Below are 23,272 nucleotides of genomic sequence, written 5' to 3' on the forward strand. Positions count from 1 at the left end.
TTGGAAGAAATGAACAAATGTTCATAATGCGACCAAATTCACATTATGGGAAGTTAAGCAAATATTTGTAAAGTATATTTAATTTGTATACTGTTCAATTGAATCCTCCCCTTGCACAATTTGAAATCGGCTATTATTGAGGGCAGTAGCCCTACTTTTCATTGACTAAAAATTAGTCTATATAGACTATATTATAGTTGATAATAAAAAGGGAATACATTACGCTTCAAAAATGATCCTCGACGGAATCTTTGGAAATAGAACAGCCTCAAGAGTTTTATTACACCTGTATCATTATAACGAGATTCACTCATCGGCAATCGCGGCTGATTATGGAACGGCAGTCACCCCGATTAGACTTCAGCTTGAGCGCTTTGAGAAAACGGGAATTATTGTCGCAAGAAACATTGGTCGATCAAGAGTTTTTGCATTTAATCCAAAGTCTCCCTTTGTGAAACCGATCAAAGGCATTCTGGCTATTTTTTACAATTCATTATCCATTGAAGAGAAAGAATTAATCTTTTCTACTAGAAGAAGGCCAAGACAAAAGGGGAAACCGGTTTATGGATGAACCTGACTGGGTTAACGCAGACGAAGAAGGGCTTTGGAAATTTGTGGGATGGCATTTGGCTAACAAAGGTATTCAGTCCGTTTTAGTAGGAGGTGCCGTCGTCTCGATCTATTCACGAGGTGCCTATCGTTCCGGAGATATAGACTTAGAACCGGTCTCAAAACTACCTATTAAAAAAGTTAAAAACAATGATTGAGCTTGCAAGATAAAGAGAAGCCAGATAGTTTTCTGCTTTTCTTTCCCAGAGAATCAAAATAGCTCTGAATCGATTATGCCAACTATTTGTTCTTTCAATGACCCAACGTTTAGGTTTTCCTTTGTATTTACCAATGAGAGGTTTTTCACCTTTTTTCCGAATATGAGGTCGAATGTTTCTTCTTTTGATCAATGCTTCTATATCTTTGAAGTCATAACCTTTATCTAAACAAAGGTGTTTTGTTTTTTTCTTTTTCTTCCGGAAAAAACCAAGATGGAATTCAATGTATCTTTTACATTGCGTTTATCATGAACGTTCGCTCCACTCAACGTAATTGCCAATGGAATTCCGTTTCCATCCGTAAGAATATGCCGTTTAACTCCCAATTTGGCACGGTCTGTAGGATTTTTCCCGGTTAAACTCCCCCTTTGGGAGCCTTGACCATTGTGGAATCCATCGAAGCCCAATCCCAAGCTATCTTATTCTTCACATCATAATATTTTAAAATAGATTTATAAATCTTTTTGAATACTCCCGCTCGTTCCCATTCTTGAAATCTTCTGTGACAAGTTTGACCCGATCCAAAGTCATTCGGAATTGCACGCCACTGACAGCCTGTTTTCATTCGATAGATGATACCTGCCATTACGACTCTTGTTGGAACGCGATTGCGACCACCTTTCGGCTTTGACTTCTCTTTTGGGATCAAAGGGACTATTTGTTTCCAAAGTCCCTCGGGAATCTCTGAATAATATTTGTCCATTTCACAATTATAGTATTACACTCTCAAAGTACAAGGAGTTTTGAGACCGGTTCTTAGTATTTTACGAGTTTGAATATACTTTCACACATCCAGATAATAGAGTAAATGATTAATATATGATAAGCTAATAGAGGTTCGTGTATAAAGGTATTACTCACCCTGTAAAAAATAGTACCCAAATAAAGAGGTGGCCTAAAATTGTAACCCATGAAGATAACAAATAAAAAAGATTTAAAACAATTAGAAAAGCGTAGATTGAAAGGCATTCGACTCCTTGAACGTGGGTATAGTTGTTATAGGATAGCTAAAGAGCTTGGCGTACGTAAACAAAAGGAAACGGACAGCATGAACGACAATCGAAATGAATTTGATACACTGATTAGCGAGGAAACAAGGCGGGCAAGTGCAAAATTTATTGAGCGCATCCAAAATGGGACTTTAAAAAAAAGGACAGCATCAAATGATTCCTCTCTGGATTTTTCGGAAAAGAAAGCGCTCGAACGCTTTAATCTGATCGTACAGGATAGAGCTTTTGAAGATGCGTTTTTTAAAACTTACGGAAAATTATAAGAACGCAAAATACTGAGGCGATACGAGTATTTTTGAACCTTCACAGATAAATAAAAAAAGATACAGTCTTAAATACAAGACAGAGAGAAATTGAACGAGGAATGCATGAAAAGTCGAATACAAGATTATTTAAGAATCGGCCTATCTGCAAGACATAACCCAACTTCCCAAAAAGTATATTTCCCTTTGATTCACATTGTGGTCGAGGAAGTTTATTACGAGGAAAGTGCAATAAAATACTACGCAACGTGTTTGGAATATTCCCAGGGTTACGAAAGCGATGCGCCCCAAGAAGCGGTCGCAGGAATCATCAATCTTATGTTCGAATATTTTTTCACTTCGATCAAGAAATTAGGCTACGAATCTCTTTTTGATTGCGTTGAAGAGCCTGTAAATGAAGAACTCTGGGGAAAGGTAAGGCGTTTCCTCGCTGAAAAATATTCCGAGAGTCTGAACTTTGTCCAAAAGTCTTTTGAGAACGCAAGCCGGGAGGAACTGGTTGAACTTGGAAAAAAAATCCAGGATCCTCTTTCGGTTGGGGAGTATATTTCGAAAGATGAGCATGATAAAATTTCGAGTGAAAAAGACAAAGAGTTAAAACGTAAAGATGAGTTAATCAAAAAGATTCTGAGTATTTTAGAAGAGAGAGAAAAGAAAATCAAGGAATTAACTAAATCCAACAACGCTTTGAAAAATGGATTAGAGGGGCAACAAGAGTGGGCTGAAGCCCGACCTAAGATACACAGCCTTTCCCTTCAAGGCGTTTAATTAGTTGAAGAAAATTTCATTTCAAAGTTTAAATAGCCTTCAGTGAATCCTTGACAAAAACCAAATTTAATCTATTTTCGATATATGGATTATAAAAATAGATTAAGTGCCAATCCAAATGTTATGTTAGGGAAGCCGGTTATAAAAGGAACCCGGATTACTGTAGAACTTATCCTCGAAAGATTAGGAGAGGGATTGTCAATTGAAGAAATTCTAACCGCAACTCCTGGAATCGTTAGAGATGATATTTTGGCATGTCTATCTTACTCTAGCGAAGTTATATCACGAGAAAGTTTGCTTGCAAGTTAACATTCTTGCGGATGAAAACGTTGATTTTCGAATAATTCAAGAACTGAGAAATTCAGGGTATCATGTTAAATCTGTAATCGAAGACTATCGTGGTTATAGTGATTCAGAAGTTCTTAATGTTGCTAAAGAATTTAATTCAATAGTCTTAACCTTAGACAAAGATTTTGGTGAATGGGTATTTGCTCATAATGCAAATCCACTTGGTATTATACTATTGCGTTATCATCCAAAAGATTTTTTAGAAATTACTAAAACACTTTTAAAACTTATCAATCAACACGGTTCTGATCTTATCGGAAAATTTGCGGTTTTAACAATTTCGAAAGTGAGAATCAGAGAAATACATTTGTAGCAATTCAACCCCGTCAATTGTAATTTATATTATGTCTCTTTAATATAATGACACAATTGTTTTAAAATAATTTGACTCCTATGACACATTCGTTTTATTTTGCCAAAATCAAAATAATATGACGAGGGTGTGAAATGAATATCAATAAAGCCTTAGATAAGCCATTCGAAACAAAGAAGCTTTTGGAGATCGCAGATTCTCCAGTATCGGCATTACAGGGATTGAGCGAAGGCGATGCGGAATATCTCCAAAAAGCGTTTAACATAAAAACAGTTCGAGATTTAGCAAATTTAAAATATGTTAAATGGGCTCAATCCATAGTTGCCTTGGCGGATTCAGAGCAGTAAAAAACGTATGGCAATACCTATAAAAGTTTTTGAAAGGATCTCTGCTGGTTTAAAGAAATTTCAACCAATCTTAAATTCGGCGAAAACAAGGGATGTAAATGAATCGGATACTGTAGTCGTGATTACAGATATGCTCTCGGAAGTTTTTGGTTATGACAAGTACTCAGAAATAACAACAGAACATGTGATCAAAAAAACATTCTGTGATTTGGCTATCAAGATCGATGGCAAGATTAAACTCTTGATGGAGATTAAGGCCATTGGCTTGGATTTAAAAGACGATCACATTAAGCAGGCTGTTGATTACGGTGCAAACGCTGGCATAGAGTGGGTTATCCTAACCAATGGAATGAATTGGCAAATCTATAGAATAACGTTTTCCAAGCCAATAGATAAGGAACTTGTATATGAGATTAATTTTTCTAATATCAACCCGAAGAACGAAAATCATATCGAACCTATTTATTATCTTTGTAAAGAGGCGCTTGGAAAATCCCTTCTTGACGAGTATCATTCTCAAAAGCAAGCCTTAAGTAAATATTATGTAGGTCAGATGATATTGACTGAAACGATCTTGGACGTTATAAAGAGAGAGTTAAAACGACTCACTCCGGGCGTTAAGATTGAGAATGAAGAAATCGAAGAAGTTTTAAGATCCGATATCATCAAAAGAGATGTATTGGAAGGGGATAAGGCTTTGGACGCTAAGAAAAAAATACAGAAGGCCGCCAACACCTATCTTAGAAGTTCTTCTCCAGTACCGAAAAAAGAAAACGTTGCATCAACAAATAATGAGTCTCAACTTGAAAAGGATCTCCCAGATCCCGAACCAGCCTCGACTTAATTAATTTTGAAAAACGATTATCAAAGAAATTGGAGCAAATCGCCTGTGCTTTTTGCTTCAATCATTTTAGAATCGAATTCACATTTATCAGGAAAAAATTATGAAAGAAATCACGTTACTAACAGATGAAAAAAAGGTCTTTGAACTCGAAGCTGATTTTTGGAATAGAGGGAATAACCTAATACAAAGGGCTCTTGGAAATACTTTTAGAATTATCGCAAAGTTTTTTGGAACAAGAATACACGGAAAACTTATTATTACGAATTTAAGAGCTTTAGAGGTCAAAGAGACTATTCAATGGTATTGCATTCCTACAAAAAGAGAAGTTAAACTTTTAACGAAAAATAGCATTAAAGAAATTGGGTATGAAATGGATAAAGTTTGTTTAGTTTTTTGTCCAACTTATTATTTATATTATGAGGCACATACGCAATCAACTACCATCGCCGTTCAAAATGGATCTGACGAACAAATGTTAGATCTATTGGCAAAGTTTTATAACGTTATTGAGTAGAAACAAGATCAGTGAATTATTCTAACAAGATGCGTTCACTGATAAATAAAGATAATGATCACTACTATAGATAAAATAAGACTTTCTATTTTTCCGCTAATCATTTTACTTTTGAATGCAATATTTTTTTATACTATATTCATTTTTACGGATAATCTATTTTACAGATTACTTACTTGTTTTGTTTGTATTTACCCTATTCTGATTTCGGTTAGGTTATTTCGGACGTTACCTTTAAAAGTAAGATCGGTATTAATTCTTTTTCGAAAAAACAGATTAAGTATCAAACCGGTTTCATTTGAAAATTATATGGTTGCCCCTTGTGGACGACAAGTAGTCAAAATCGTTCTTAATAAATTAAATCGAACTGAACAATATCCCATATTAAGAAAAAAATTTCCTATAAGTATTTTTCTTAAGAAAAGACCACGAACACGTATCGTTTACTATAAAGATGGTGAACAAATTAATCTTTTGCAAAAATAAATGAATCGATTAACAATTATTTCTGTAGCCGTATCTGATTATAATCATTTAAAAAAATTGAATGGCCCAACGTCCGATATTCAAAAATTAAAGTTTTTATTAGAACCCATCTCAAAAATGCCTAAGAAGGATCATAGCACATCCGAGAGCAATAAACCCATCGAAATTAAAATCGTAATATTCATAACGGACTACGAGTCTTCTAAAGTTTTGAAGCCAGGCAAAAAGACACTCGATTTTCCATCGTCGTTTGTAACGCCTCAATCCTCGACCATCTTGTGTCGGTTGTTTTCTTTTCTTTCTATGCGGTGCAATGATTTTCGTTTCATACTGTTGCAAAATGTGTTCGTCTAAACCGTCGCTATCGTATGCTTTGTCACCGATCATTCGTTTTGGATTTTCTTCTATAAAAAGATTTTCTAATGTTTGCTCCACTAACGTGACTTCATGGGGCGAAGCATTTTCCGTGCAAAAGGCGATAGGAAGACCTTGGCTGTCTCCGATTGCCATGATCTTTGTACCCTTCCCACGTTTGGTTTTCCCCACTTTTGGACCCCTTTTTTTGCAGGAACAAATGTGCCGTCTATAAAGGATTCTTCTATATCTATTCCTCCGCGTTCTTTCAAATCGGAGGCTAAACTACGAATCATATTCCGCATCGTTCCATTTCGGTTCCATTCTTGAAAGCGACGATGGCATGTTTGATATGGAGGATAACGATCCGGCAATTCCTTCCACTGAGCTCCTGTGCGCAATATCCAAAGAATTCCATTTAAGATTGAACGAGCATCCATACGAGGACGACCTTTTCCATCTTCACGAACGTTAGGCTCAATTATCAGAGGCTCCAATATTTTCCATTGATCGTTGCTTAAATCCATTCTTTCAGTGATTTTTATTTTACGATTGTGTACAGCTTTAAAAATAAATTGTACTTATCATTTGTTGGTTTTTGAGATGGGTTCTAGTAGAAAACCCGGAAACTGCAGTTTGCAATGCAGAAAATTATATTGAAATCATAAATCCACAATCAGGTGATATTACTGATCCCTATAAAAAAGAGTACCAAAAATATATCGATCATATCCCATTGTCATAATGCAAAACTTAGAAAGGGAAAAGTTAAAATGTTTGGAAAAACGTAGGTTGAAGGAAATTGCTCTCTTGAAAAAGGGCTACACGTGCTACGGAGTATCAAAAAAGCTTGGAGTCAGTAAACAATCGGTAATGCGTTGGCGAGATAAATATGAATCGGAAGGAATCGAAGGAGTAAAATGGAATGGCCAACGAGGTCGACCGACCAAGTTGAGCATTTCAGAGAAGAAAGAATTAAAAAGAATCATCTTGAAAGGTCCGATAAGTAACGGTTATCCGAATGAACTTTGGTCAACGTATCGCGTATCGGAAATCATACGAAAAAAATTCGGAGTAACGTATCATCAAGATTATGTGGGAACTCTGTTACATCAATTAGGGTTTTCGTATCAAAAACCAAAAAGAAGAGCGTTGGAAAGAGATGAAAATGCAATTGAAACTTAGAAAACGAAAACTTGGCCCGGTATAAAAAAAAGCAGAGAATGAAGGGTTTAAGGTCATATTTTTAGATGAAAGCGGAATCAGCCAGAATCCATATACGGTAAAAACTTGGAGCTTAATCGGAAAGACACCGATCCTTCGTCACAAGATGTCTTGGAAAAAGTTATCAGTAATCGGTGCTATTTCTCAAAAAGATTTTCATTTTCAGATCATAACAGGCTCTGTTAAAAGCCAGGATCTTATTTATTTTTTAAATATACTTCTAAAGGAAAATCGCAAAAAGATTTTAATAGTTTGGGATAATCTATCTGCCTATAAAAGCAAAGCAATGAATGAATTTTTAAAAGAGAATGAGAAAAGGCTTCGAGTGGAATTTTTGCCTCCTTATGCTCCGGAATTAAATCCGCAAGAATATATCTGGTGTCGTTGGAAGAAAAACTATATGGCTAATTTTTGTCCGGAGAATCTTAGCCAATTGATTCAAAGAACTAAATCTACTTTAGGAATATTGAAATCAAATACAATCAGTTTCGATAGTTATTGGAGACAAGCTGGTATTTAGGTACTTATTTTTTATAGGGATCAGTAGTAAACACGGGATTGATGCTCAAATTAACAGTATTCTATTTTACAGGGATCAGTAATAACAACCAAATATACCTTAGTCGCTTTGATACTAAAATTCTAAATAAAAACTGCAGGAGAAACATTAAATCTTTTAGACAAAACTTTGATTTGTCTTACATTTAATTCCCTTTTACCATTTAAAATTTCCGATACAACGCCTTGGCTACCGAGTTCTTTCATATCTTTTTGAGATAACCCATGCTCTTCCATTAAAGATTTTAAAATTTCAATTGGATCAGATTCAATCTCTATAAAGTGATCAAATTCATATGATTCAATGATATTTCCAATTGTTTCCATTAATGGAGCCAACGAATGCTTTTCGTTGTTACCTACCTCATCAATTAGATTATCTAATATTTCTACAAGTTTCTTATATTGCTTCTGAGTTCTCGGATATGAAATAACTTCTTTAATCTCAGACCATACGTTTTTTACTTTTTCTAATTCAGCTATCATTTCACACCTTCCATTTTTCTTTGTTATATTCAGAATGGGTTAGAATTTCCCTGATGTAAACTTTCTTCCTATTAAAGTGAATAGCAGCAATAAGCCTATAATTATTCCCAGATATATTAAAAACGAATAAATTTTGTACAATATCTGTTGAAGGAAAGACCTTTCTTAAATGAGGAAAATTATCAAAATCCGTTTTACTAAAGACTTTATACCATAATTCCAATGAAGATCTCGATTTTGGATATTGTTCAATAAATTCTGTAATTTTTCGCTTACTTATTACATGCACAAAATAAATTATATCTCATATTGAGATATTTTACAAGTTTATTTTTTCATCAGAAGAATTTTAAGAGACTACAGTTAACGAAAGAGGCTAAACGACATTGCGAGCGAAGCTTTTAGTTGGAAGTTTGCGCCATTACCATGGCAGTTATCGCGACGGATAAAGCCCCGGAATCGGGCCGCTAACTTGGCCTTCGGGTTTACCACCCCAGTATATCATTCCATGAACACGACGGACACACTCGTCAAGATCGTCCTGATTCGCCCAGTATTCTCCGATTGTTCCGTGTTCGTTGTACCGTGAAATATTGAACCCTTCTTCAATGTCATTGTACCAAATGACATGTTCGCCAAAGATAGCAACGACCCAGAACTTGGAAGCTAAAACCGGGCTAGTCCGATGTTGCCAATGGGCGGGATAAACAACGATGAGCTCCCAGAGGTTCGCGAGATCACCACGTAGACGCGATTCACCTTCGCGGATCTTTACGAAAAGGGAGTCGATGTTGATTGGTTTGAAGCTCATGCTGATCGGTGCCTTGCATCGCTATATAATGGCGCATAACTTGATTTTAACGAATTTCGCATAGCAATCCATATCTTACAAGATATGTGAATGTCATTTGTTTCTATCTAATTTAAAATACAATGTCTTTTAAACTCAAGAATAAATTGGTACCGGCGGGGGAGGGGCCCGCGGCCTCGACACTGAGGCAAATGTGCAAAGTAGTGCCGCCGTACTTGCGCTATTTCGTAGTGAAGAACTTTGGAAAGTTAGCCTCACTCGGGAGTTTCCAAGTGTTGCGAGCCTTAAGATAGAAAGGGAACGTGGCCTTCCAGTTCGTCCATTGCTCGTTCGTTTCGCATCCGGTTCCCTTTGATACATCCTTACGCAGGCGGGCTTTGCTGGTAAGCAAGTTGATATCGATGTCCGTTGCATGGCATTCATCGACCGCAGAGAAGCCGCCGACTGTATAACCGATAAGTTCGTAGCGTCCCCCGGCGAAACTGAATAGTGAAGGTTTCATACCAGCGATCGGCAGCGCCGCCGTAGTTGGAAACCGTTAGGACTCCACTCTTGATCTGCCGTGGATTGTAAGGATCACCTAACATCCCTCCGCATTGCGCGCAAAAGGCAATCTCCTCGACACTCAACGCCAAGCGATAATGTTGATCTAAATCTGATTGTTTGCATGATCAAAGTTGCGGCCACAGAGTTTTTCCGGCGCGTACCATATGTTCACCACAACCAGTACAGGTCCTGTGGGAGCTATTCTTTCGCCAAACGCTCAAGTTCGAATGCTAAGTTCATCAGTTCTAGGTCAGCATCGCGGCAATCAGAGATTGCTCTTCCGAAACCGATTGCCACCCCTGGATTACCATTCTGCATACCGTCAATCACTCTATCGAACAGTTCCTTGGCCTTACTTTTGACTTTCTTCTGCTCAAGAATATTCGCAATTTCAGCGATTCGGTTCCAATTCATTTTGTAGTCTCGGAGGAAGGCGGCGCGTGCCGTAGCCCATAATTTAAAATACTAATAACTTAATATTATCTAAAACTTCTTTCAAAGAAACTTTATTTATTGATTCTATAAATTCAGCTTCACGAATAGTCCAGTCTAAGTTTTTCACTTGATCAGAAAGAATTACACCATCAATTTTCTTCAATTTAATTGTTACCTCGAATGGATAACCTTTAATCTTACTAGTAATCGGACAGAAAATTGCTAATCCAGTTTTCGAATTATATTCTTTAGGTGACAAAACTAAAGCTGGTCTACGACCTTTTTGTTCATGACCTGCTTGCGGGGTAAAGTTCAGCCAAACTATATCTCCTTTTTCAGGAGTATATTTTCTACTCTTTACCAAGCTTCTTTACCTATTGAGTTACCAGTTGATATTTCAGAGTGAAGATTTTGTTTCGTAATTTTAGAAAGTTTTTCTTCTAATGAAGCTTTTTTCATTGGATATATTACAATCTTATTCCCTTCATATTGTAATTCAACGTGGCTTCCGTCATTTAACTCTAATTCCGTTGCCATTGCTTTTGGAATTCTAATTCCTAAGCTATTACCCCATTTTTGAATAATTGATTCCATAAATTCCCTATATATACATTGTATATACTTCTGAGAATTTGTCAGCAATTTTTTAGAATCAAATTTAATGATTTAGAAATGAGTTTCTTCTATTAAAATTTATAGATAAGTTCCCTGCTTTTTCTATAAATTTTAGGGCAATTGCAACTAACGAAATAGGCTTCTCGACGTTGCGTCTCCGAAGCGCCTGTGCGCGAAGGAGTTGGAGCGAGACTTGAGTGAGCATTAGCGAACGTCTTGCAAGTCGAAGCTACAAAGTAATGTGCCGAAGGCCAAGCGAGAGTTGCGGAGCAATCTCGAAGCGCCGCGAGAAGCCGCAGTTAGGCGATGGCCAGTCTTTTAATTATTTGAAATTTTTGAAAATCCTAATAAGAGAACAAATGGCACTATGGGTAATAGAAAATAATTGACCCATGGAAAAAATATAATGGGAATAAAATAAAAGATTCCGCCAACAACGACTAAATACATGATAGAGCCGATAATCGTATCCTTCTTATCTTCTTCTGTCGAAAAAATACCGTAAAAAAGCATAATAATCCCGAAAAATGCTCCGGACATGAATTTCCAAAATCCCTCCCAACCAAGTTCTGGAATTCCAATACTTGTATTTAAGCTGAATTTTTTCCTTGGCTGATATTCATTTAATTCAGCAATTAGATTCTTTCTTAATAATGACAAATTTTCATCCGCTCCAATTTTTTGAGAATCGCTCTCGAATGCTGACATGCCCCCATTTTTAGTACCAGCGTAATGTGTGAAAATCCTCTTAAGCAGAGCGTCTTAAATATTCCTCCGGAGTTAATCCCCCGAGTGAGCTATGTGGCCTTTCTGAATTGTAGAAGATTCTCCACTCTTCGATGAGGCGCCGGGCTTCTTCGATATCTTTAAACCAATTTTCATTTAAACATTCGTTTCGCATTTTTCCGTTAAAGCTCTCGATGAAGGCATTTTCAGTAGGCTTGCCCGGTGTGATAAAATGAATATCGACTCTTTTTTCGAAAGCCCATCGTAAAAATGTTTTTGATGTGAATTCGGGACCATTATCCACAACAATTTGTTTTGGTAGACTACGGACTTCGGATACTTCATTCAAAATCCTTACTAATCTTTCTGAAGTAATTGAGAATTCCGCCTTCGTTACGACTGCGAATCGACCGAAGTCATCGATAATATTCAAAATTCTGAATCTTCTTCCCGAATAGAGCGAATCCGACATGAAATCCATTGACCATCTTTCCTCCGATTTCTTAGGAACAATCTTTGGAACAGTAGGCAATGACAGCCTCTTTCGTTTTCGCTTGATTCGGTATTTTAAGCCCAATTCGGAATACAGGCGATAGATTCGTTTATGATTTACATGCTCTCCTTGACGAATGAAAGAATGGATCTGCCTATATCCCGCTCTTCTATGTTTATACGCTAAAGAACGAATTCGATCCTTTAATTCCTTGTTTTTGTCTTGAAGTCCGCAACGATACCGAAAGACGGTTCTGGAAATTTGCAAGAGACGACAGGATTTTCGTTCTCCAAGTTTCGTTTTGATCAACATAACTGCCTCTCGTTTCTGCTCGCGGCTCACCACTTTTTTTCGAGTAACATCTTGATCGCTTCATTTTCTAAAGCTAATTCTGCATATAGTTTCTTTAGCTTACTGTTCTCTTCCTCTAAAGTCTTCATTCGCTTCAGATCGCTCAGTTCTAAACCTCCGTATTTCGAACGCCAACGGTAAAAAGTATTTCCGCTGATTCCATACTTACGACAAACATCAGAGGTCGATGCCCCTGATTCCGATTCCTTCAATATCTTGTGAATTTGATCTTCACTGAAACGTTTCTTCATATTTTCCTCCAAAATTATATGCTTTTCAGAGGATTTCAAACATTCTAATTGGTTCTAAATTCGGGGGCTAGGTCAATGCGGCTTTAATTCTCCATCTTCTTTTCATAGGGCTTGTATTAAATTTACAGGGAAATCTCCGCGTGAACTTAGAAAGCATATCCGGTTGAACCCTAACAAAGACGTAGATGCTTAAAATATAAAGTTCTCATTCGAAAACGGGCTCTCGGCTCCGGTCAATACATTGAAAGATACGATCGAAATAATTAATATCACTCTCATTCCCAATTTATTGACCACGCCTCCATCCCATGCCGCAGCGATCTGTAGAGAACTGTTTCACTGAGCTTTCTCCGTGGGAGATTTGTTTAACAAAATTACGTCTTTTAAACTAGGATAATTCATCTGATCTAATATATCTATAATATTCGACTTCATGGCTAACACCTATCTCCTTTAATAAGGCTATATAGATTTCCACTCCTTCACGATCCCAATGCGCTTCATCCATCTTTGTAGAAAACTTTGATTCTGTCGGATTATCCCGGTTATATGTGGACTGAAAAATCTTATCCCATTGCTCAATCCGTTTCTTAAGTGAAATCGAAATCGGTAATAACATCACATCAATATTCTTTGTTCCACTCTCATTATACTCCCAAACAGGAGAGCATTCATATTCAGGTGATACTTTAAATTTCATCAGTTACTTACGAAATTCGCCCCTACAACATTATTGCCGACAGTAACCGCTAATTTATACTTAGAACCGGTCTCAAAACTACCTATTAAAAAAGTTAAAAACAATGATTGAGCTTGCAAGATAAAGAGAAGCCAGATAGTTTTCTGCTTTTCTTTCCCAGCGAATCAAAATAGCTCTGAATCGATTATGCCAACTATTTGTTCTTTCAACGACCCAACGTTTAGGTTTTCCTTTGTATTTACCAATGAGAGGTTTTTCACCTTTTTTCCGAATATGAGGTCGAATGTTTCTTCTTTTGATCAATGCTTCTATATCTTTGAAGTCATAACCTTTATCTAAACAAAGGTGTTTTGGTTTTTTTCTTTTTCTTCCGGAAAAAACCAAGATGGAATTCAATGTATCTTTTACATTGCGTTTATCATGAACGTTCGCTCCACTCAACGTAATTGCCAATGGAATTCCGTTTCCATCCGTAAGAATATGCCGTTTAACTCCCAATTTGGCACGGTCTGTAGGATTTTTCCCGGTTAAGTTCCCCCTTTGGGAGCCTTGACCATTGCGGAATCCATCGAAGCCCAATCCCAAGCTATCTTATTCTTCACATCATAATATTTTAAAATAGATTTATAAATCTTTTTGAATACTCCCGCTCGTTCCCATTCTTGAAATCTTCTGTGACAAGTTTGACCCGATCCAAAGTCATTCGGAATTGCACGCCACTGACAGCCTGTTTTCATTCGATAGATGATACCTGCCATTACGACTCTTGTTGGAACGCGATTGCGACCACCTTTCGGCTTTGACTTCTCTTTTGGGATCAAAGGGGCTATTTGTTTCCAAAGTCCCTCGGGAATCTCTGAATAATATTTGTCCATTTCACAATTATAGTATTACACTCTCAAAGTACAAGGAGTTTTGAGACCGGTTCTTAGTTCCTTATAAAGTGTCCAAAATTCTGCGTCTAAACCGGGATTTGTGTTAAAATTGGTGCTACTCCTTTATGTAGAAAATCAGTAATACATTGTAGGGCACTAATATAAACTATAAATATTCTTCCAACCTAAGATTCTCAATACCCAATTCTTGTAACGATATCCCAAAAGAATCAGCCTGGGACTTTATTAGATCTAACGTTTCGTAAATTCCCATTCTAACACCTTTTTCAAATTGATCATTTCCTATTTGATTCGTTTTTGAGTGTTTTAATTTTTCTTTTAATAAAACAACCAAATCTTGAAGGAACAATTTATATGTATCCATTATCGCGACCTTATTATTCACGTTAGAATATCTATTTGTTCATGTGCTCTTTGTATATCCCCAGGCCATTTAATATTTAAGAGATGTTGTTACGATTTCACTTTTGACGAACTTAAGTTTCTTCAGTATCAGCAATTTTGTATAAATGACGTTCTTTACTCATCTCTACATAATAGAATATCTAAAATTCTGCGTCGAAACATAGGATTTGTGCTCAAATTAACGGTACTCTATTTTATAGGGATCAGTAGCAAATCCCGAACGGAGCGAGGAGACGAAGTTAGACGGCGTTTTTAATCACTTAATGGCAACCTTCGCTTTTCCAGAACTCATTTGAATTTTTTATTTATAAAGCTTTTTCTAATTGAATATTTTAAGAAAATCAGTTTCATTTATAATAATATTTGTTTGATTGAGATTATCGGACCATTTATCAATTTTGGATGTATCTGAATTATTTGACTTATATGAATTTATTTCATTATTAAAATATTCTATGTTTTCTTGTAATTTGCTAAAAGACAATAGCTTATAAAGTATCGGGGCATATCCTATTTGTTTTTCCCATTCTTTAATTATTATGGGCGCACCAGATTGGAAACCACTTGTCGTTTCTATGAGCTTGATGTTTGTATGTTTAAATATATTACCTAACCCTGGAAAATGTTCTATAACGCTTTTAGGGGCCATCAAGCACTTAGGAAGACCATGAAATTTATAGCCCTTTTTAATTTTCCAAGCGTTCAATAAAAACTTTTCTATCGAAAAATGCTGATCCGTTGAATGTATTTCGCCATAAGATGCACCGCTGAAATGATCTTTTATAATGCAATGAATTAAATGACGTTTAGTCGATTTTGAGTAATTTTTAAGAGTTAAATCAAAAGATTTCTTTTGATATTTAATTTCCTCATTCTTTAATAAATAAAGATGTTTGGATATTGATACAACTAATTGATGAACATGGTTAGAAAAGTCTGATACGTAATGATATAGCATAGTTACCTTTTATTCAATCAACCCAAACTTAACAAGAAAACCCATCATAAACAGGCAACTTCCCATAATGTAGATTTGGTCTCATTAGTGAACATTTGTTCATTTGAATGTATCTATGCTTACGTCTAATGAATTGGCATAACGTTTCCTCAATTTGCGAGTTGGTATTATTGTAATCAAAATTCTCAAATGAACATCGCTGGAGATGTTTTAAAAAGTTTCGCAAGTTTTTTTGCGAGATCTTTTCCTATGGGGCGTTTCCCAGATTCATATTCAGAAATATGGGAACGTCCTATGCCTCCAAGTTTCTGGCCCAGTTCGGATTGAGACCAACCCGCCATCTCACGGTAGGTTTTCATGTGTGACCCGGGAGTTGCAAGATGCCCATATTTTTTCCAGAATTCGCTTTCTCGGAATGGAACTGAAACATCATCCTCATCCTGAACCTCTACACGTTTCCCGAATTCCTCCCTAATTGCTCCGAGCAATTTCTCAGAAACTTTCCCCTTAATCCTCAAATCAATACGGGGCGTTTTCACGACTACCAACATAGTACACCTCTATTTCAATCGATCCACTTTTATTTTCCCAGCATGCCACCCAATGATAGGAGAGATGGCAGTGGTATTTCCCCTTTCCTAATGGAGAAAAATTTGACCAGTTTTTCCGAATAGGCCCAAGGTTTTCTAATTCGAGAAGTAGCGTCCTATATCGGGCGCTCTCTAATTTGGGCATTCTCATTGCATTTTTTGTTGCCTTGGATTTTTCTCGAACTGAAAAACTCATTAAATCAAATGTTCCCAAATTTGGGAACATTGTCAAATAAAAAATACCGCAAGCGGCTAAAAGTAGGCCTAAACAAATGAATGGTATAAGTTAAGGCTTAACTTTCTTCCACTCCTCGTTTTTCCAATACGACATTGGCGCAATCTCAGAGAGTTTCCGTTCTATTTTTTGGCATTCGCTTTTCGCTGCGTTTTCCGCCTGTTTGTATTTTTCCCATTTGATATAGAGTCGAATCCCGGCCTTCCGGTCCTCCTCATTGATGCCGGCGCTTGAGAATTTTTTCTTATTTTGGAATTCTACAGAGTACTGTTTGAGTGTCGATAGATGGATTCCAGTCAGTTGGTGAATCGTCTTTACTGATCCCTATAAAAATGGTACCTAAATACCAGCTTGTCTCCAATAACTATCGAAACTGATTGTATTTGATTTCAATATTCCTAAAGTAGATTTAGTTCTTTGAATCAATTGGCTAAGATTCTCCGGACAAAAATTAGCCATATAGTTTTTCTCCCAACGACACCAGATATATTCTTGCGGATTTAATTCCGGAGCATAAGGAGGCAAAAATTCCACTCGAAGCCTTTTCTCATTCTCTTTTAAAAATTCATTCATTGCTTTGCTTTTATGGGCAGATAGATTATCCCAGACTATTAAAATTTTTTTGCGATTTTCCTTTAGAAGTATCTTTAAAAAATAAATAAGATCCCGGCTTTTAACAGAGCCTCTTATGATCTGGAAGTAAAAATCTTTTTTAGAAATAGCGCCTATTACTGATAACTTTTTCCAAGACATCTTGTGACGAAGGATCGGTGTCTTTCCGATTAAGCTCCAAGTTTTTACCGTATATGGATTCTGGCTGATTCCGCTTTCATCTAAAAATATGACCTTAAACCCTTCATTCTCTGCTTTTTTTTATACCGGGCCAAGTTTTCGTTTTCCAAGTTTCAATTGCATTTTCATCTCTTTCCAACGCTCTTCTTTTTGGTTTTTGATACGAAAACCCTAATTGATGCAAGAGAGTTCCCACATAATCTTGATGATACGTTACTCCGAATTTTTTTCGTATGATTTCCAATACGCGATACGTTGACCAAAGTTCATTCGGATAACCGTTACTTATCGGACCTTTCAAGATGATTCTTTTTAATTCTTTCTTCTCTGAAATGCTCAACTTGGTCGGTCGACCTCGTTGGCCATTCCATTTTACTCCTTCGATTCCTTCCGATTCATATTTATCTCGCCAACGCATTACCGATTGCTTACTGACTCCAAGCTCTTTGCTTACTCTATAACATGTATAGCCCTTCTCAAGTAAACGAATTCCCTTCAACCTACGCTTTTCCAAACGTTTTAACTTTTCCCTTTCTAATCTTTGCATTATGACAATGGGATATGATCGATATATTTTTGGTACTCTTTTTTGTAGGGATCAGTAACCGATCGTCCGCAAAAGATCGGGAGCCCACGGATGAGCGACTCGGAAAGAGATTTCTGGGGTCTTTTCATTGGTGTGTTATCCGAACAGGCTTAAGAAGTGGAAAACTTTACGGAGTTTCTTACCTTTAGTTTTCTGAGTAGTTTATCCTTCAGGACCTTATTCCCCACTAAGTATCTAGAACCCATCTCAAAAACCAACATCTGATAAGTACGAATCGATATTTAAGTTGTACTTAAAGAGGGAATACAATCTATTGAAAGTATGGAATTGACAAATGCCCAGTGAGATATCTTAGAGCCGCTCATGATTGAGCCTAACCCGCGTGAAGACGGCAAAGGTCGTCCGCGTAGCGATGCTCGTACAATCTTAAACGGAATACTTTGGATACTACGAACAGGCGCACAATGGAAAGATCTACCGGATCGTTATCCGTCCTATCAAACGTGTCATCGTCGTTTTCAAGAATGGAACCGAAATGGAACGATGCGAAATATAATCCGCAGTTTGGCTAATGATCTTAGGGAACGCGGGGAAATAGAAACAGAAGAATCGTTTATAGACGGCACATTTGTTCCTGCAAAAAAAGGGGCCCAAAAGTCGGGAAAACAAAGCGTGGGAAGGGTACAAAGATCATGGCAATTGGAGACAGCCACGGTCTTCCTATCGCCTTTTGCACAGAAAATGCTTCACCCCATGAAGTCACGTTAGTGGAACGAACACTCGAAAATCTTTTCATAGAAGAGAATCCGAAACGGATGATCGGTGATAAAGCATATGATAGTGACAACTTAGACGAATCCATTTCGCGTAATTACGGGACAAAAGTTATTGCACCACATAGAAAGAATAGAAGGCAACCAACACAAGATGGTCGCGAATTAAGACGTTACAAGCGACGATGGAAGATTGAGCGACTTTTTGCTTGGCTTCAAAACTTTAGAAGACTCGTTGTTCGTTATGAATATTATGATTTTAATTTCGATGGTTTTATTGCTCTCGGGTGTGCTTTGATCCTTCTTAGGTATTTTTGAGATGGGTTCTAGCGTCGCAGGATCGACAGGCGATCAGAGGCTGTGCTCCATCAGAGATATCGATTTCGAGGAAAGTCCCACAGGAAGGGCATCTGTTTGCAAAGTAAATGTAGGCGAAATCATCCTTGCGAAAGCCGCTTGGAAGCAGGAATTTTAGTAGGGTGTAGGGGAAATGCATTTGTGCTTATTCTGTCGTTCCCTTATGGATAACGGCGCAGTGGAAATCTTGTTCCCGAACGGAGCGAGAAGACGAAGTTAGGCGCTGGGTCGCGTTTATACTTTTAACAAGTTTTGTAAAAATTTCCCTTTCAATGTTTTATAAATAGAAAAATCAGAATCAATACTAATAATTCGTTCAATCCCTTCTCTTTCTGCAATACACATTAAGGATGCATCAGCTAAATCCATAGGTAAGTCGGAATATTTTCTCATTCGGGTTTTTATATATCGAAGGTCTTCTAATTGTATATCTAGGATTTGGATACTTCCTCGTTCAATCCATTCCAAAAAGTCAGATTGAGCTTCTACGGAAAATGCAAGCAAGTAAACAACTTCAGTAACTACTGGCCACGATGAAAATAGTGAGCCTTTATAAGACTTAATAAATTTATAAGTAGATTTATGAAATTTATCGTTAGTATTAAATAAAGCAATGATCGGACCGGAATCAATTAAAGCTACGTTTTGCATTTTTACCCTTAACTGATTGATGAAGATATTTCTTTCGATTTTGAGCTAAATCGGAAACGTCAGAAGCATGCTTCCCAAATAAATCCTTTCCTAATTCAAATGGAGTTTTCATTTTCCCATGATTTTTAATGTATTCCAAGATAGAATCTTTAACTATTTCTGAACGACTTTTGCCTTCAGATTTGGCAAAGGAATCTAATTTTCTTTCTAATTCTGGCGGCAAACGCAAACTTATCATAGTTCATTTGTATCACAGATTAGTATTACAGTCAAGGAACTTATTTTAACCAAAAATACTTTATCTCAACGCAATTTGCGACCTTGCGCTTAACGATATAGGCTTCCCGACGTTCGCGGTTCTGAAGCACGCCTAAGCGTGCGAAAGTGAATGTACGGAGCGAGAAGACGAAGTTAGGCGATCGTCGAGCGTTAACGAGAAATTGAACTGTCCTTTAACCATACTGCTAATGCATCTTCATTTAAAGATCCATCGGCGACGCGAAGCATTACTGAAACTACCTCTTCTTCTGCTACTTCTATTTTGTAACCATTCAATCCCAAAAATACATACATCAATTGGAAAGATATCCGCTTATTGCCATCTATAAATGGATGATTTTTTGCAACGCCTAAACCTAATGAGGCAGTTAATTCAAAAATCGTCGCTTTTGAATCGTAAGACCATTTATTTTTAGGTCTATCAAGTGCAGATTCAAGAAGACCTTCGTCTCTAGCCACCTGCAAACCGCCATGTTGTTTTATCTGATCCAAATGAATTGCCTCAGCAATTTTCTTACTTATCCATTTTGGCTCTTTCTTCATTTAGCTAATTCTTTCATAGCATTTCGATACTTCTTAGCACCTTCCTGATAAATATCCATTGCTGTTTCAAAATCAGGATCATATGGAGAAAGTAAAATACCGTCTTCTGTTTCTAAAAGAAACACGGTATCACCTTCGTGAAAATTATATTTTTCTAAAAGAACCTTTGGTATTGTTGCACCCGATGAATTACCGATTGCTCGAATTGTCGTTTTTTTTACCGCAGGATTATCCATAGTTATAACATAAGTAATAACCATTAATTATGCAAGCATTTTTTAAACAAAATCTTTTCAAAGAGTTTAAACTTCAATTAACGGAACAAACTCAGCTGTACTGATAAACAATTAGGAATTCAAAATTTTGAGCTGACTTAATCTGAAAATCAGCTGAGTAAGAATTGAACATTAGCTCGATGTCGCATAACGAAGTAGGCTTCTCGACGTTCGCAGTTCTGGAGCACGCCTAAGCGTGCGAAAGAATTGGCGTGAGGCTTGAGCGCCCTTAGGCGCGTCCCGCAAGCCGAGTGACAAAGCGAATGTGCCGAAGGCCAAGCGAGAGTTGCGAAGGGCAGTGTTCAGGCTGACAGTTAAAACACTTGGGCTTTTAATCAACCCGTTCTTGGGAGTGTTTGAATACTATCAAGTTTAAGCTTTAATTTTTCTTTCTGTTTTCTTATCTCAAGATCATTCTGTAAATTTATCCAAAACTTATCTGACATCCCAAAGAACTTCGCTAACCTCAACGACATGTCTACGGTAACTTTACGCTTATTATGAAGAATCTCCAAAATAGTGGAGGTTGATACGTGTAATTCTTTTGCTAAACGATACGGGGTAATTTCTAAGGGGTCCAGAAATTCTTCTCTCAATATTTGAGAAACTGTCGGCATAGGAATTCTTTTAGAACCCATCTCAAAAATGCCTAAGAAGGATCATAGCACATCCGAGAGCAATAAACCCATCGAAATTAAAATCGTAATATTCATAACGGACTACGAGTCTTCTAAAGTTTTGAAGCCAGGCAAAAAGACGCTCGATTTTCCATCGTCGTTTGTAACGCCTCAATCCTCGACCATCTTGTGTCGGTTGTTTTCTTTTCTTTCTATGCGGTGCAATGATTTTCGTTTCATACTGTTGCAAAATGTGTTCGTCTAAACCGTCGCTATCGTATGCTTTGTCACCGATCATTCGTTTTGGATTTTCTTCTATAAAAAGATTTTCTAATGTTTGCTCCACTAACGTGACTTCATGGGGCGAAGCATTTTCCGTGCAAAAGGCGATAGGAAGACCTTGGCTGTCTCCGATTGCCATGATCTTTGTACCCTTCCCACGTTTGGTTTTCCCCACTTTTGGACCCCTTTTTTTGCAGGAACAAATGTGCCGTCTATAAAGGATTCTTCTATATCTATTCCTCCGCGTTCTTTCAAATCGGAGGCTAAACTACGAATCATATTCCGCATCGTTCCATTTCGGTTCCATTCTTGAAAGCGACGATGGCATGTTTGATATGGAGGATAACGATCCGGCAATTCCTTCCACTGAGCTCCTGTGCGCAATATCCAAAGAATTCCATTTAAGATTGAACGAGCATCCATACGAGGACGACCTTTTCCATCTTCACGAACGTTAGGCTCAATTATCAGAGGCTCCAATATTTTCCATTGATCGTTGCTTAAATCCATTCTTTCAGTGATTTTTATTTTACGATTGTGTACAGCTTTAAAAATAAATTGTACTTATCATTTGTTGGTTTTTGAGATGGGTTCTAGTCTTCATAATTGCCTGCTCAATGATAATCTACTATGGAAGCTTCAAAACAATTTCCGTCTGAAAATCTAAATACTATTCCCTTCAATCTAGGCTTTTTCAAACGTTTTAACTTTTACCTTTCTAAGTTTTGCATTATGACAATGGGATATGATTGTTATATTTTTGGTACTCTTCTTTTTTATAGGGATGAGTAATCCTGATGAACGATTAGCCTCTCATTAGATAATTCTAACTAATTGCTATTATCAAACTCTTCCGCAATTGTCGGCAAAAAGTGATCAAATAGCGAGAATAGCTCCTTATTCTTTATGTTCCCAGTTGTTACTAGCAATAGCTTACCTGGTTTCTTTCTTATCAGATAAGAGTCTTTCGTGATTAAGATTAAATCATTCGAATCACAATATGAAATTATATCAGAATCAGGCGTTTTATTCCCTAACGGAAGGTGTTCAGTGTGGAATACTTCAAAATTTCTTTCCTTAAATAGATTAACCAAACTATAAGGAAGTTGGGCATCAATATAAAACTTCATGCAGAAGTTTTATATATCGATTTAATTTTCACTAGATTTGAAGCATATTCGAGACATACTAAGATATCTTCTTTTTCAATAGATGGGTAATCGGTGATAATTTCATCTTCGCTCGTCCCAGAAGATAAGAGATCAAGAATTAACTCAACGGTATATCTCTGGTTTCGAATAGTCGGTTTTCCATGGCATACTTCAGAGTTTAACGTAATCCGATTTAATAAATTTGAATTCACAAATCAACTGTATGTATTTAGTATTGATTGTCAAACACTAATCGTTTGCGGCTCCTCCGTAAAGATCATGGGTAAAGCTCCAAACCGCCCAAATGAAAGAGGATAGAAAGAATTGTCGCGAGGCTTAGACGCCTTCAAGTTCAAGCTATGTTCTTACGAGAGCGAACCTTGACTTCTAAATCTAATGCGTGACACACTTTCAAAAAAGTTGCGAGATTGCAATTTACGCCGTTTTCAATTTTCGAAAGTTGTTGTTGAATTACATGAGCAAGCTTTGCAAGCTCCGACTGAGAAAGACCTTTCTTTTCTCGTAAATCATGTAATTCTAAAGATAAGTTAATTAGTTCCTTTTCCTCTTGGAACTTTTCTTTGAATTTCTCGTTTTTACTGATCCCTACAAAAAAGAGTACCAAAAATATATCGATCATATCCCATTGTC

At 36.9% G+C, this 23,272-nt stretch carries 38 protein-coding genes and 6 pseudogenes; 13 read left to right on the forward strand and 31 right to left on the reverse strand.

What is annotated here, in order from left to right:
- Positions 1-232: 232 nt before the first annotated feature.
- Complete coding sequence (locus tag FHG67_RS21275; RefSeq protein WP_036075336.1) at positions 233-571, forward strand: hypothetical protein; 339 nt, start codon at positions 233-235, stop codon at positions 569-571.
- The gene (locus tag FHG67_RS21280) at positions 564-767 is read left to right on the forward strand and encodes a hypothetical protein (protein WP_004497718.1); all 204 of its coding nucleotides are present in this window, start codon (positions 564-566) and stop codon (positions 765-767) included. The genes FHG67_RS21275 and FHG67_RS21280 overlap by 8 nt, the downstream gene beginning before the upstream one ends.
- On the opposite strand, the gene FHG67_RS22555 is transcribed toward FHG67_RS21280, so the two are convergent.
- From FHG67_RS22555 to FHG67_RS22985, 5 genes and pseudogenes are all read right to left on the reverse strand, one after another.
- Positions 735-959, reverse strand: coding sequence for a transposase (locus FHG67_RS22555; protein ID WP_244947497.1), 225 nt, complete (start codon positions 957-959; stop codon positions 735-737). The genes FHG67_RS21280 and FHG67_RS22555 overlap by 33 nt on opposite strands.
- Before the next feature lie 32 nt (positions 960-991).
- Positions 992-1,234 carry a transposase gene (locus tag FHG67_RS22560; RefSeq protein WP_244947498.1) on the reverse strand — a complete coding sequence of 81 codons (243 nt, stop codon included), beginning with the start codon at positions 1,232-1,234 and terminating at the stop codon, positions 992-994.
- Positions 1,183-1,476: a transposase gene (locus FHG67_RS22565; protein ID WP_239246844.1), complete on the reverse strand. Its 294-nt coding sequence runs from the start codon at positions 1,474-1,476 to the stop codon at positions 1,183-1,185. Before FHG67_RS22565 ends, FHG67_RS22560 begins: the two co-directional genes overlap by 52 nt.
- A 5-nt stretch (positions 1,477-1,481) precedes the next feature.
- Positions 1,482-1,583: pseudogene (locus tag FHG67_RS22945) on the reverse strand (DUF2905 domain-containing protein); the annotation flags it as partial.
- A 6-nt stretch (positions 1,584-1,589) separates the two neighbouring features.
- Positions 1,590-1,682 (reverse strand): annotated as a pseudogene (locus tag FHG67_RS22985) (LIC10906 family membrane protein); the annotation flags it as partial.
- 55 nt (positions 1,683-1,737) lie between these two features.
- On the opposite strand from FHG67_RS22985, the gene FHG67_RS22570 reads away from it, so the two are divergent.
- The 7 genes from FHG67_RS22570 to FHG67_RS21320 all read left to right on the forward strand — a co-directional run bounded on the left by FHG67_RS22570 (position 1,738) and on the right by FHG67_RS21320 (position 5,234).
- A complete protein-coding gene (locus FHG67_RS22570) occupies positions 1,738-2,100 on the forward strand; it encodes a hypothetical protein (RefSeq protein ID WP_232423630.1) in 363 nt (120 codons plus the stop codon).
- Between the two features lie 105 nt (positions 2,101-2,205).
- Positions 2,206-2,868, forward strand: a complete 663-nt coding sequence (locus tag FHG67_RS21295; protein WP_004499724.1) for a hypothetical protein — start codon at positions 2,206-2,208, stop codon at positions 2,866-2,868.
- Positions 2,869-2,952: 84 nt separating this feature from the next.
- Complete coding sequence (locus tag FHG67_RS21300) at positions 2,953-3,177, forward strand: DUF433 domain-containing protein (RefSeq protein ID WP_000384931.1); 225 nt, start codon at positions 2,953-2,955, stop codon at positions 3,175-3,177.
- Positions 3,167-3,529, forward strand: coding sequence for a DUF5615 family PIN-like protein (locus tag FHG67_RS21305; protein ID WP_004502900.1), 363 nt, complete (start codon positions 3,167-3,169; stop codon positions 3,527-3,529). The genes FHG67_RS21300 and FHG67_RS21305 overlap by 11 nt, the downstream gene beginning before the upstream one ends.
- A 134-nt stretch (positions 3,530-3,663) precedes the next feature.
- Positions 3,664-3,876 (forward strand): hypothetical protein, encoded by a 213-nt coding sequence (locus FHG67_RS21310; RefSeq protein ID WP_002634517.1) that lies wholly within the window; start codon positions 3,664-3,666, stop codon positions 3,874-3,876.
- A gap of 7 nt (positions 3,877-3,883) precedes the next feature.
- Positions 3,884-4,720: a type I restriction enzyme HsdR N-terminal domain-containing protein gene (locus tag FHG67_RS21315; RefSeq protein WP_004501641.1), complete on the forward strand. Its 837-nt coding sequence runs from the start codon at positions 3,884-3,886 to the stop codon at positions 4,718-4,720.
- Positions 4,721-4,820: 100 nt separating this feature from the next.
- The gene (locus FHG67_RS21320) at positions 4,821-5,234 is read left to right on the forward strand and encodes a hypothetical protein (protein ID WP_004499720.1); all 414 of its coding nucleotides are present in this window, start codon (positions 4,821-4,823) and stop codon (positions 5,232-5,234) included.
- Positions 5,235-5,831: 597 nt separating this feature from the next.
- On the opposite strand, the gene FHG67_RS21330 is transcribed toward FHG67_RS21320, so the two are convergent.
- A protein-coding gene (locus tag FHG67_RS21330) for an IS5 family transposase (RefSeq protein WP_085988630.1) occupies positions 5,832-6,601 on the reverse strand; the annotation gives its coding sequence in 2 pieces (ribosomal slippage) (positions 5,832-6,265 and positions 6,265-6,601; 771 coding nt in all).
- A 217-nt stretch (positions 6,602-6,818) separates the two neighbouring features.
- Here FHG67_RS21330 and FHG67_RS22575 point away from each other — a divergent pair.
- Positions 6,819-7,818: pseudogene (locus FHG67_RS22575) on the forward strand (IS630 family transposase).
- A 122-nt stretch (positions 7,819-7,940) separates the two neighbouring features.
- On the opposite strand, the gene FHG67_RS21345 reads toward FHG67_RS22575, so the two are convergent.
- The 9 genes from FHG67_RS21345 to FHG67_RS21380 form a co-directional block, all read right to left on the reverse strand.
- A complete protein-coding gene (locus tag FHG67_RS21345; RefSeq protein WP_004500217.1) occupies positions 7,941-8,342 on the reverse strand; it encodes a helix-turn-helix domain-containing protein in 402 nt (133 codons plus the stop codon).
- A 1-nt stretch (position 8,343) separates the two neighbouring features.
- Positions 8,344-8,631, reverse strand: a complete 288-nt coding sequence (locus FHG67_RS21350) for a type II toxin-antitoxin system HigB family toxin (RefSeq protein WP_026054191.1) — start codon at positions 8,629-8,631, stop codon at positions 8,344-8,346.
- Between the two features lie 144 nt (positions 8,632-8,775).
- On the reverse strand, positions 8,776-9,153 hold the full coding sequence (locus FHG67_RS21355; RefSeq protein WP_036075665.1) for a hypothetical protein: 378 nt from the start codon (positions 9,151-9,153) through the stop codon (positions 8,776-8,778).
- A gap of 220 nt (positions 9,154-9,373) precedes the next feature.
- Positions 9,374-9,655, reverse strand: a complete 282-nt coding sequence (locus FHG67_RS21965; protein ID WP_004497523.1) for a hypothetical protein — start codon at positions 9,653-9,655, stop codon at positions 9,374-9,376.
- A 242-nt stretch (positions 9,656-9,897) separates the two neighbouring features.
- Complete coding sequence (locus FHG67_RS21360) at positions 9,898-10,113, reverse strand: hypothetical protein (protein WP_004497509.1); 216 nt, start codon at positions 10,111-10,113, stop codon at positions 9,898-9,900.
- A gap of 43 nt (positions 10,114-10,156) precedes the next feature.
- Positions 10,157-10,498, reverse strand: a complete 342-nt coding sequence (gene mazF, locus FHG67_RS21365) for an endoribonuclease MazF (protein WP_016758353.1) — start codon at positions 10,496-10,498, stop codon at positions 10,157-10,159.
- The gene (locus FHG67_RS21370) at positions 10,492-10,728 is read right to left on the reverse strand and encodes an AbrB/MazE/SpoVT family DNA-binding domain-containing protein (protein WP_004499620.1); all 237 of its coding nucleotides are present in this window, start codon (positions 10,726-10,728) and stop codon (positions 10,492-10,494) included. Before FHG67_RS21370 ends, mazF begins: the two co-directional genes overlap by 7 nt.
- Before the next feature lie 339 nt (positions 10,729-11,067).
- A complete protein-coding gene (locus FHG67_RS21375; RefSeq protein ID WP_036075668.1) occupies positions 11,068-11,457 on the reverse strand; it encodes a hypothetical protein in 390 nt (129 codons plus the stop codon).
- A 40-nt stretch (positions 11,458-11,497) separates the two neighbouring features.
- Positions 11,498-12,570 (reverse strand): IS3 family transposase gene (locus FHG67_RS21380; RefSeq protein WP_250185454.1). Its coding sequence is split into 2 segments (ribosomal slippage): positions 11,498-12,333 and positions 12,333-12,570, totalling 1,074 coding nucleotides; the frame shifts between segments, so codons are not numbered across the junction.
- A gap of 73 nt (positions 12,571-12,643) precedes the next feature.
- Between FHG67_RS21380 and FHG67_RS22085 the strand changes: the two are divergent.
- A pseudogene (locus tag FHG67_RS22085) lies at positions 12,644-12,763 on the forward strand (helix-turn-helix domain-containing protein); the annotation flags it as partial.
- Between the two features lie 195 nt (positions 12,764-12,958).
- On the opposite strand, the gene FHG67_RS21395 reads toward FHG67_RS22085, so the two are convergent.
- The 7 genes and pseudogenes from FHG67_RS21395 to FHG67_RS21435 form a co-directional block, all read right to left on the reverse strand.
- Positions 12,959-13,270 (reverse strand): hypothetical protein, encoded by a 312-nt coding sequence (locus FHG67_RS21395; RefSeq protein WP_232423640.1) that lies wholly within the window; start codon positions 13,268-13,270, stop codon positions 12,959-12,961.
- A gap of 78 nt (positions 13,271-13,348) precedes the next feature.
- A protein-coding gene (locus tag FHG67_RS21400; protein WP_376767590.1) for an IS5 family transposase occupies positions 13,349-14,091 on the reverse strand; the annotation gives its coding sequence in 2 pieces (ribosomal slippage) (positions 13,349-13,800 and positions 13,800-14,091; 744 coding nt in all).
- Positions 14,092-14,096: 5 nt separating this feature from the next.
- Positions 14,097-14,198, reverse strand: a pseudogene (locus tag FHG67_RS22950) (DUF2905 domain-containing protein); the annotation flags it as partial.
- 113 nt (positions 14,199-14,311) lie between these two features.
- Positions 14,312-14,530, reverse strand: coding sequence for a hypothetical protein (locus FHG67_RS21405; protein ID WP_232423598.1), 219 nt, complete (start codon positions 14,528-14,530; stop codon positions 14,312-14,314).
- Between the two features lie 360 nt (positions 14,531-14,890).
- Positions 14,891-15,529 (reverse strand): hypothetical protein, encoded by a 639-nt coding sequence (locus tag FHG67_RS21415; RefSeq protein ID WP_004499330.1) that lies wholly within the window; start codon positions 15,527-15,529, stop codon positions 14,891-14,893.
- Between the two features lie 185 nt (positions 15,530-15,714).
- Positions 15,715-16,080: a helix-turn-helix domain-containing protein gene (locus FHG67_RS21420; RefSeq protein ID WP_004499329.1), complete on the reverse strand. Its 366-nt coding sequence runs from the start codon at positions 16,078-16,080 to the stop codon at positions 15,715-15,717.
- A gap of 613 nt (positions 16,081-16,693) precedes the next feature.
- Positions 16,694-17,693 (reverse strand): annotated as a pseudogene (locus FHG67_RS21435) (IS630 family transposase).
- 363 nt (positions 17,694-18,056) lie between these two features.
- Here FHG67_RS21435 and FHG67_RS21440 point away from each other — a divergent pair.
- Both FHG67_RS21440 and FHG67_RS21970 read left to right on the forward strand, forming a co-directional pair.
- Positions 18,057-18,784 (forward strand): IS5 family transposase gene (locus FHG67_RS21440; protein ID WP_232423408.1). Its coding sequence is split into 2 segments (ribosomal slippage): positions 18,057-18,360 and positions 18,360-18,784, totalling 729 coding nucleotides; the frame shifts between segments, so codons are not numbered across the junction.
- 1 nt (position 18,785) lies between these two features.
- Positions 18,786-18,941, forward strand: a complete 156-nt coding sequence (locus tag FHG67_RS21970; protein ID WP_155722429.1) for a hypothetical protein — start codon at positions 18,786-18,788, stop codon at positions 18,939-18,941.
- A gap of 116 nt (positions 18,942-19,057) precedes the next feature.
- Here the strand turns inward: FHG67_RS21970 and FHG67_RS21445 are convergent, their stop codons facing one another.
- The 9 genes from FHG67_RS21445 to FHG67_RS21485 form a co-directional block, all read right to left on the reverse strand.
- Positions 19,058-19,474 (reverse strand): type II toxin-antitoxin system VapC family toxin, encoded by a 417-nt coding sequence (locus FHG67_RS21445; protein ID WP_016761240.1) that lies wholly within the window; start codon positions 19,472-19,474, stop codon positions 19,058-19,060.
- The gene (locus tag FHG67_RS21450) at positions 19,452-19,712 is read right to left on the reverse strand and encodes a ribbon-helix-helix protein, CopG family (RefSeq protein WP_004496206.1); all 261 of its coding nucleotides are present in this window, start codon (positions 19,710-19,712) and stop codon (positions 19,452-19,454) included. Before FHG67_RS21450 ends, FHG67_RS21445 begins: the two co-directional genes overlap by 23 nt.
- A 191-nt stretch (positions 19,713-19,903) precedes the next feature.
- On the reverse strand, positions 19,904-20,296 hold the full coding sequence (locus FHG67_RS21455; protein WP_036075323.1) for a type II toxin-antitoxin system death-on-curing family toxin: 393 nt from the start codon (positions 20,294-20,296) through the stop codon (positions 19,904-19,906).
- Positions 20,293-20,532 (reverse strand): AbrB/MazE/SpoVT family DNA-binding domain-containing protein, encoded by a 240-nt coding sequence (locus tag FHG67_RS21460; protein WP_004497764.1) that lies wholly within the window; start codon positions 20,530-20,532, stop codon positions 20,293-20,295. The genes FHG67_RS21455 and FHG67_RS21460 overlap by 4 nt, the downstream gene beginning before the upstream one ends.
- Positions 20,533-20,906: 374 nt before the next feature.
- Positions 20,907-21,209, reverse strand: a complete 303-nt coding sequence (locus FHG67_RS21465; protein WP_036059107.1) for a HigA family addiction module antitoxin — start codon at positions 21,207-21,209, stop codon at positions 20,907-20,909.
- A 1-nt stretch (position 21,210) separates the two neighbouring features.
- A protein-coding gene (locus tag FHG67_RS21470) for an IS5 family transposase (protein WP_085986074.1) occupies positions 21,211-21,980 on the reverse strand; the annotation gives its coding sequence in 2 pieces (ribosomal slippage) (positions 21,211-21,644 and positions 21,644-21,980; 771 coding nt in all).
- A 320-nt stretch (positions 21,981-22,300) separates the two neighbouring features.
- On the reverse strand, positions 22,301-22,600 hold the full coding sequence (locus FHG67_RS21475; RefSeq protein ID WP_051017925.1) for a DUF5615 family PIN-like protein: 300 nt from the start codon (positions 22,598-22,600) through the stop codon (positions 22,301-22,303).
- Positions 22,597-22,833 carry a DUF433 domain-containing protein gene (locus tag FHG67_RS21480; protein ID WP_080597179.1) on the reverse strand — a complete coding sequence of 79 codons (237 nt, stop codon included), beginning with the start codon at positions 22,831-22,833 and terminating at the stop codon, positions 22,597-22,599. The genes FHG67_RS21475 and FHG67_RS21480 overlap by 4 nt, the downstream gene beginning before the upstream one ends.
- Before the next feature lie 140 nt (positions 22,834-22,973).
- Complete coding sequence (locus tag FHG67_RS21485; RefSeq protein WP_004494992.1) at positions 22,974-23,261, reverse strand: helix-turn-helix domain-containing protein; 288 nt, start codon at positions 23,259-23,261, stop codon at positions 22,974-22,976.
- Positions 23,262-23,272: the final 11 nt, after the last annotated feature.

The sequence above is a fragment of the Leptospira weilii genome, from assembly GCF_006874765.1.
GTDB lineage: Bacteria > Spirochaetota > Leptospiria > Leptospirales > Leptospiraceae > Leptospira > Leptospira weilii.

Excerpts from the sequence above, each read along its gene's own strand:
- FHG67_RS21275 (WP_036075336.1), top strand. The coding sequence starts at position 233 with ATGATCCTCGACGGAATCTTTGGAAATAGAACAGCCTCAAGAGTTTTA.
- FHG67_RS21280 (WP_004497718.1), top strand. The coding sequence starts at position 564 with ATGGATGAACCTGACTGGGTTAACGCAGACGAAGAAGGGCTTTGGAAA.
- FHG67_RS22570 (WP_232423630.1), top strand. The coding sequence starts at position 1,738 with ATGAAGATAACAAATAAAAAAGATTTAAAACAATTAGAAAAGCGTAGA.
- FHG67_RS21295 (WP_004499724.1), top strand. The coding sequence starts at position 2,206 with ATGAAAAGTCGAATACAAGATTATTTAAGAATCGGCCTATCTGCAAGA.
- FHG67_RS21300 (WP_000384931.1), top strand. The coding sequence starts at position 2,953 with ATGGATTATAAAAATAGATTAAGTGCCAATCCAAATGTTATGTTAGGG.
- FHG67_RS21310 (WP_002634517.1), top strand. The coding sequence starts at position 3,664 with ATGAATATCAATAAAGCCTTAGATAAGCCATTCGAAACAAAGAAGCTT.
- FHG67_RS21315 (WP_004501641.1), top strand. The coding sequence starts at position 3,884 with ATGGCAATACCTATAAAAGTTTTTGAAAGGATCTCTGCTGGTTTAAAG.
- FHG67_RS21320 (WP_004499720.1), top strand. The coding sequence starts at position 4,821 with ATGAAAGAAATCACGTTACTAACAGATGAAAAAAAGGTCTTTGAACTC.
- FHG67_RS21345 (WP_004500217.1), bottom strand. The coding sequence starts at position 8,342 with ATGATAGCTGAATTAGAAAAAGTAAAAAACGTATGGTCTGAGATTAAA.
- FHG67_RS21355 (WP_036075665.1), bottom strand. The coding sequence starts at position 9,153 with ATGAGCTTCAAACCAATCAACATCGACTCCCTTTTCGTAAAGATCCGC.
- FHG67_RS21965 (WP_004497523.1), bottom strand. The coding sequence starts at position 9,655 with ATGAAACCTTCACTATTCAGTTTCGCCGGGGGACGCTACGAACTTATC.
- FHG67_RS21360 (WP_004497509.1), bottom strand. The coding sequence starts at position 10,113 with ATGAATTGGAACCGAATCGCTGAAATTGCGAATATTCTTGAGCAGAAG.
- FHG67_RS21370 (WP_004499620.1), bottom strand. The coding sequence starts at position 10,728 with ATGGAATCAATTATTCAAAAATGGGGTAATAGCTTAGGAATTAGAATT.
- FHG67_RS21375 (WP_036075668.1), bottom strand. The coding sequence starts at position 11,457 with ATGTCAGCATTCGAGAGCGATTCTCAAAAAATTGGAGCGGATGAAAAT.
- FHG67_RS21395 (WP_232423640.1), bottom strand. The coding sequence starts at position 13,270 with ATGAAATTTAAAGTATCACCTGAATATGAATGCTCTCCTGTTTGGGAG.
- FHG67_RS21405 (WP_232423598.1), bottom strand. The coding sequence starts at position 14,530 with ATGGATACATATAAATTGTTCCTTCAAGATTTGGTTGTTTTATTAAAA.
- FHG67_RS21415 (WP_004499330.1), bottom strand. The coding sequence starts at position 15,529 with ATGCTATATCATTACGTATCAGACTTTTCTAACCATGTTCATCAATTA.
- FHG67_RS21420 (WP_004499329.1), bottom strand. The coding sequence starts at position 16,080 with ATGTTGGTAGTCGTGAAAACGCCCCGTATTGATTTGAGGATTAAGGGG.
- FHG67_RS21970 (WP_155722429.1), top strand. The coding sequence starts at position 18,786 with ATGGGTTCTAGCGTCGCAGGATCGACAGGCGATCAGAGGCTGTGCTCC.
- FHG67_RS21445 (WP_016761240.1), bottom strand. The coding sequence starts at position 19,474 with ATGCAAAACGTAGCTTTAATTGATTCCGGTCCGATCATTGCTTTATTT.
- FHG67_RS21450 (WP_004496206.1), bottom strand. The coding sequence starts at position 19,712 with ATGATAAGTTTGCGTTTGCCGCCAGAATTAGAAAGAAAATTAGATTCC.
- FHG67_RS21455 (WP_036075323.1), bottom strand. The coding sequence starts at position 20,296 with ATGAAGAAAGAGCCAAAATGGATAAGTAAGAAAATTGCTGAGGCAATT.
- FHG67_RS21460 (WP_004497764.1), bottom strand. The coding sequence starts at position 20,532 with ATGGATAATCCTGCGGTAAAAAAAACGACAATTCGAGCAATCGGTAAT.
- FHG67_RS21465 (WP_036059107.1), bottom strand. The coding sequence starts at position 21,209 with ATGGGTTCTAAAAGAATTCCTATGCCGACAGTTTCTCAAATATTGAGA.
- FHG67_RS21475 (WP_051017925.1), bottom strand. The coding sequence starts at position 22,600 with ATGAAGTTTTATATTGATGCCCAACTTCCTTATAGTTTGGTTAATCTA.
- FHG67_RS21485 (WP_004494992.1), bottom strand. The coding sequence starts at position 23,261 with ATGATCGATATATTTTTGGTACTCTTTTTTGTAGGGATCAGTAAAAAC.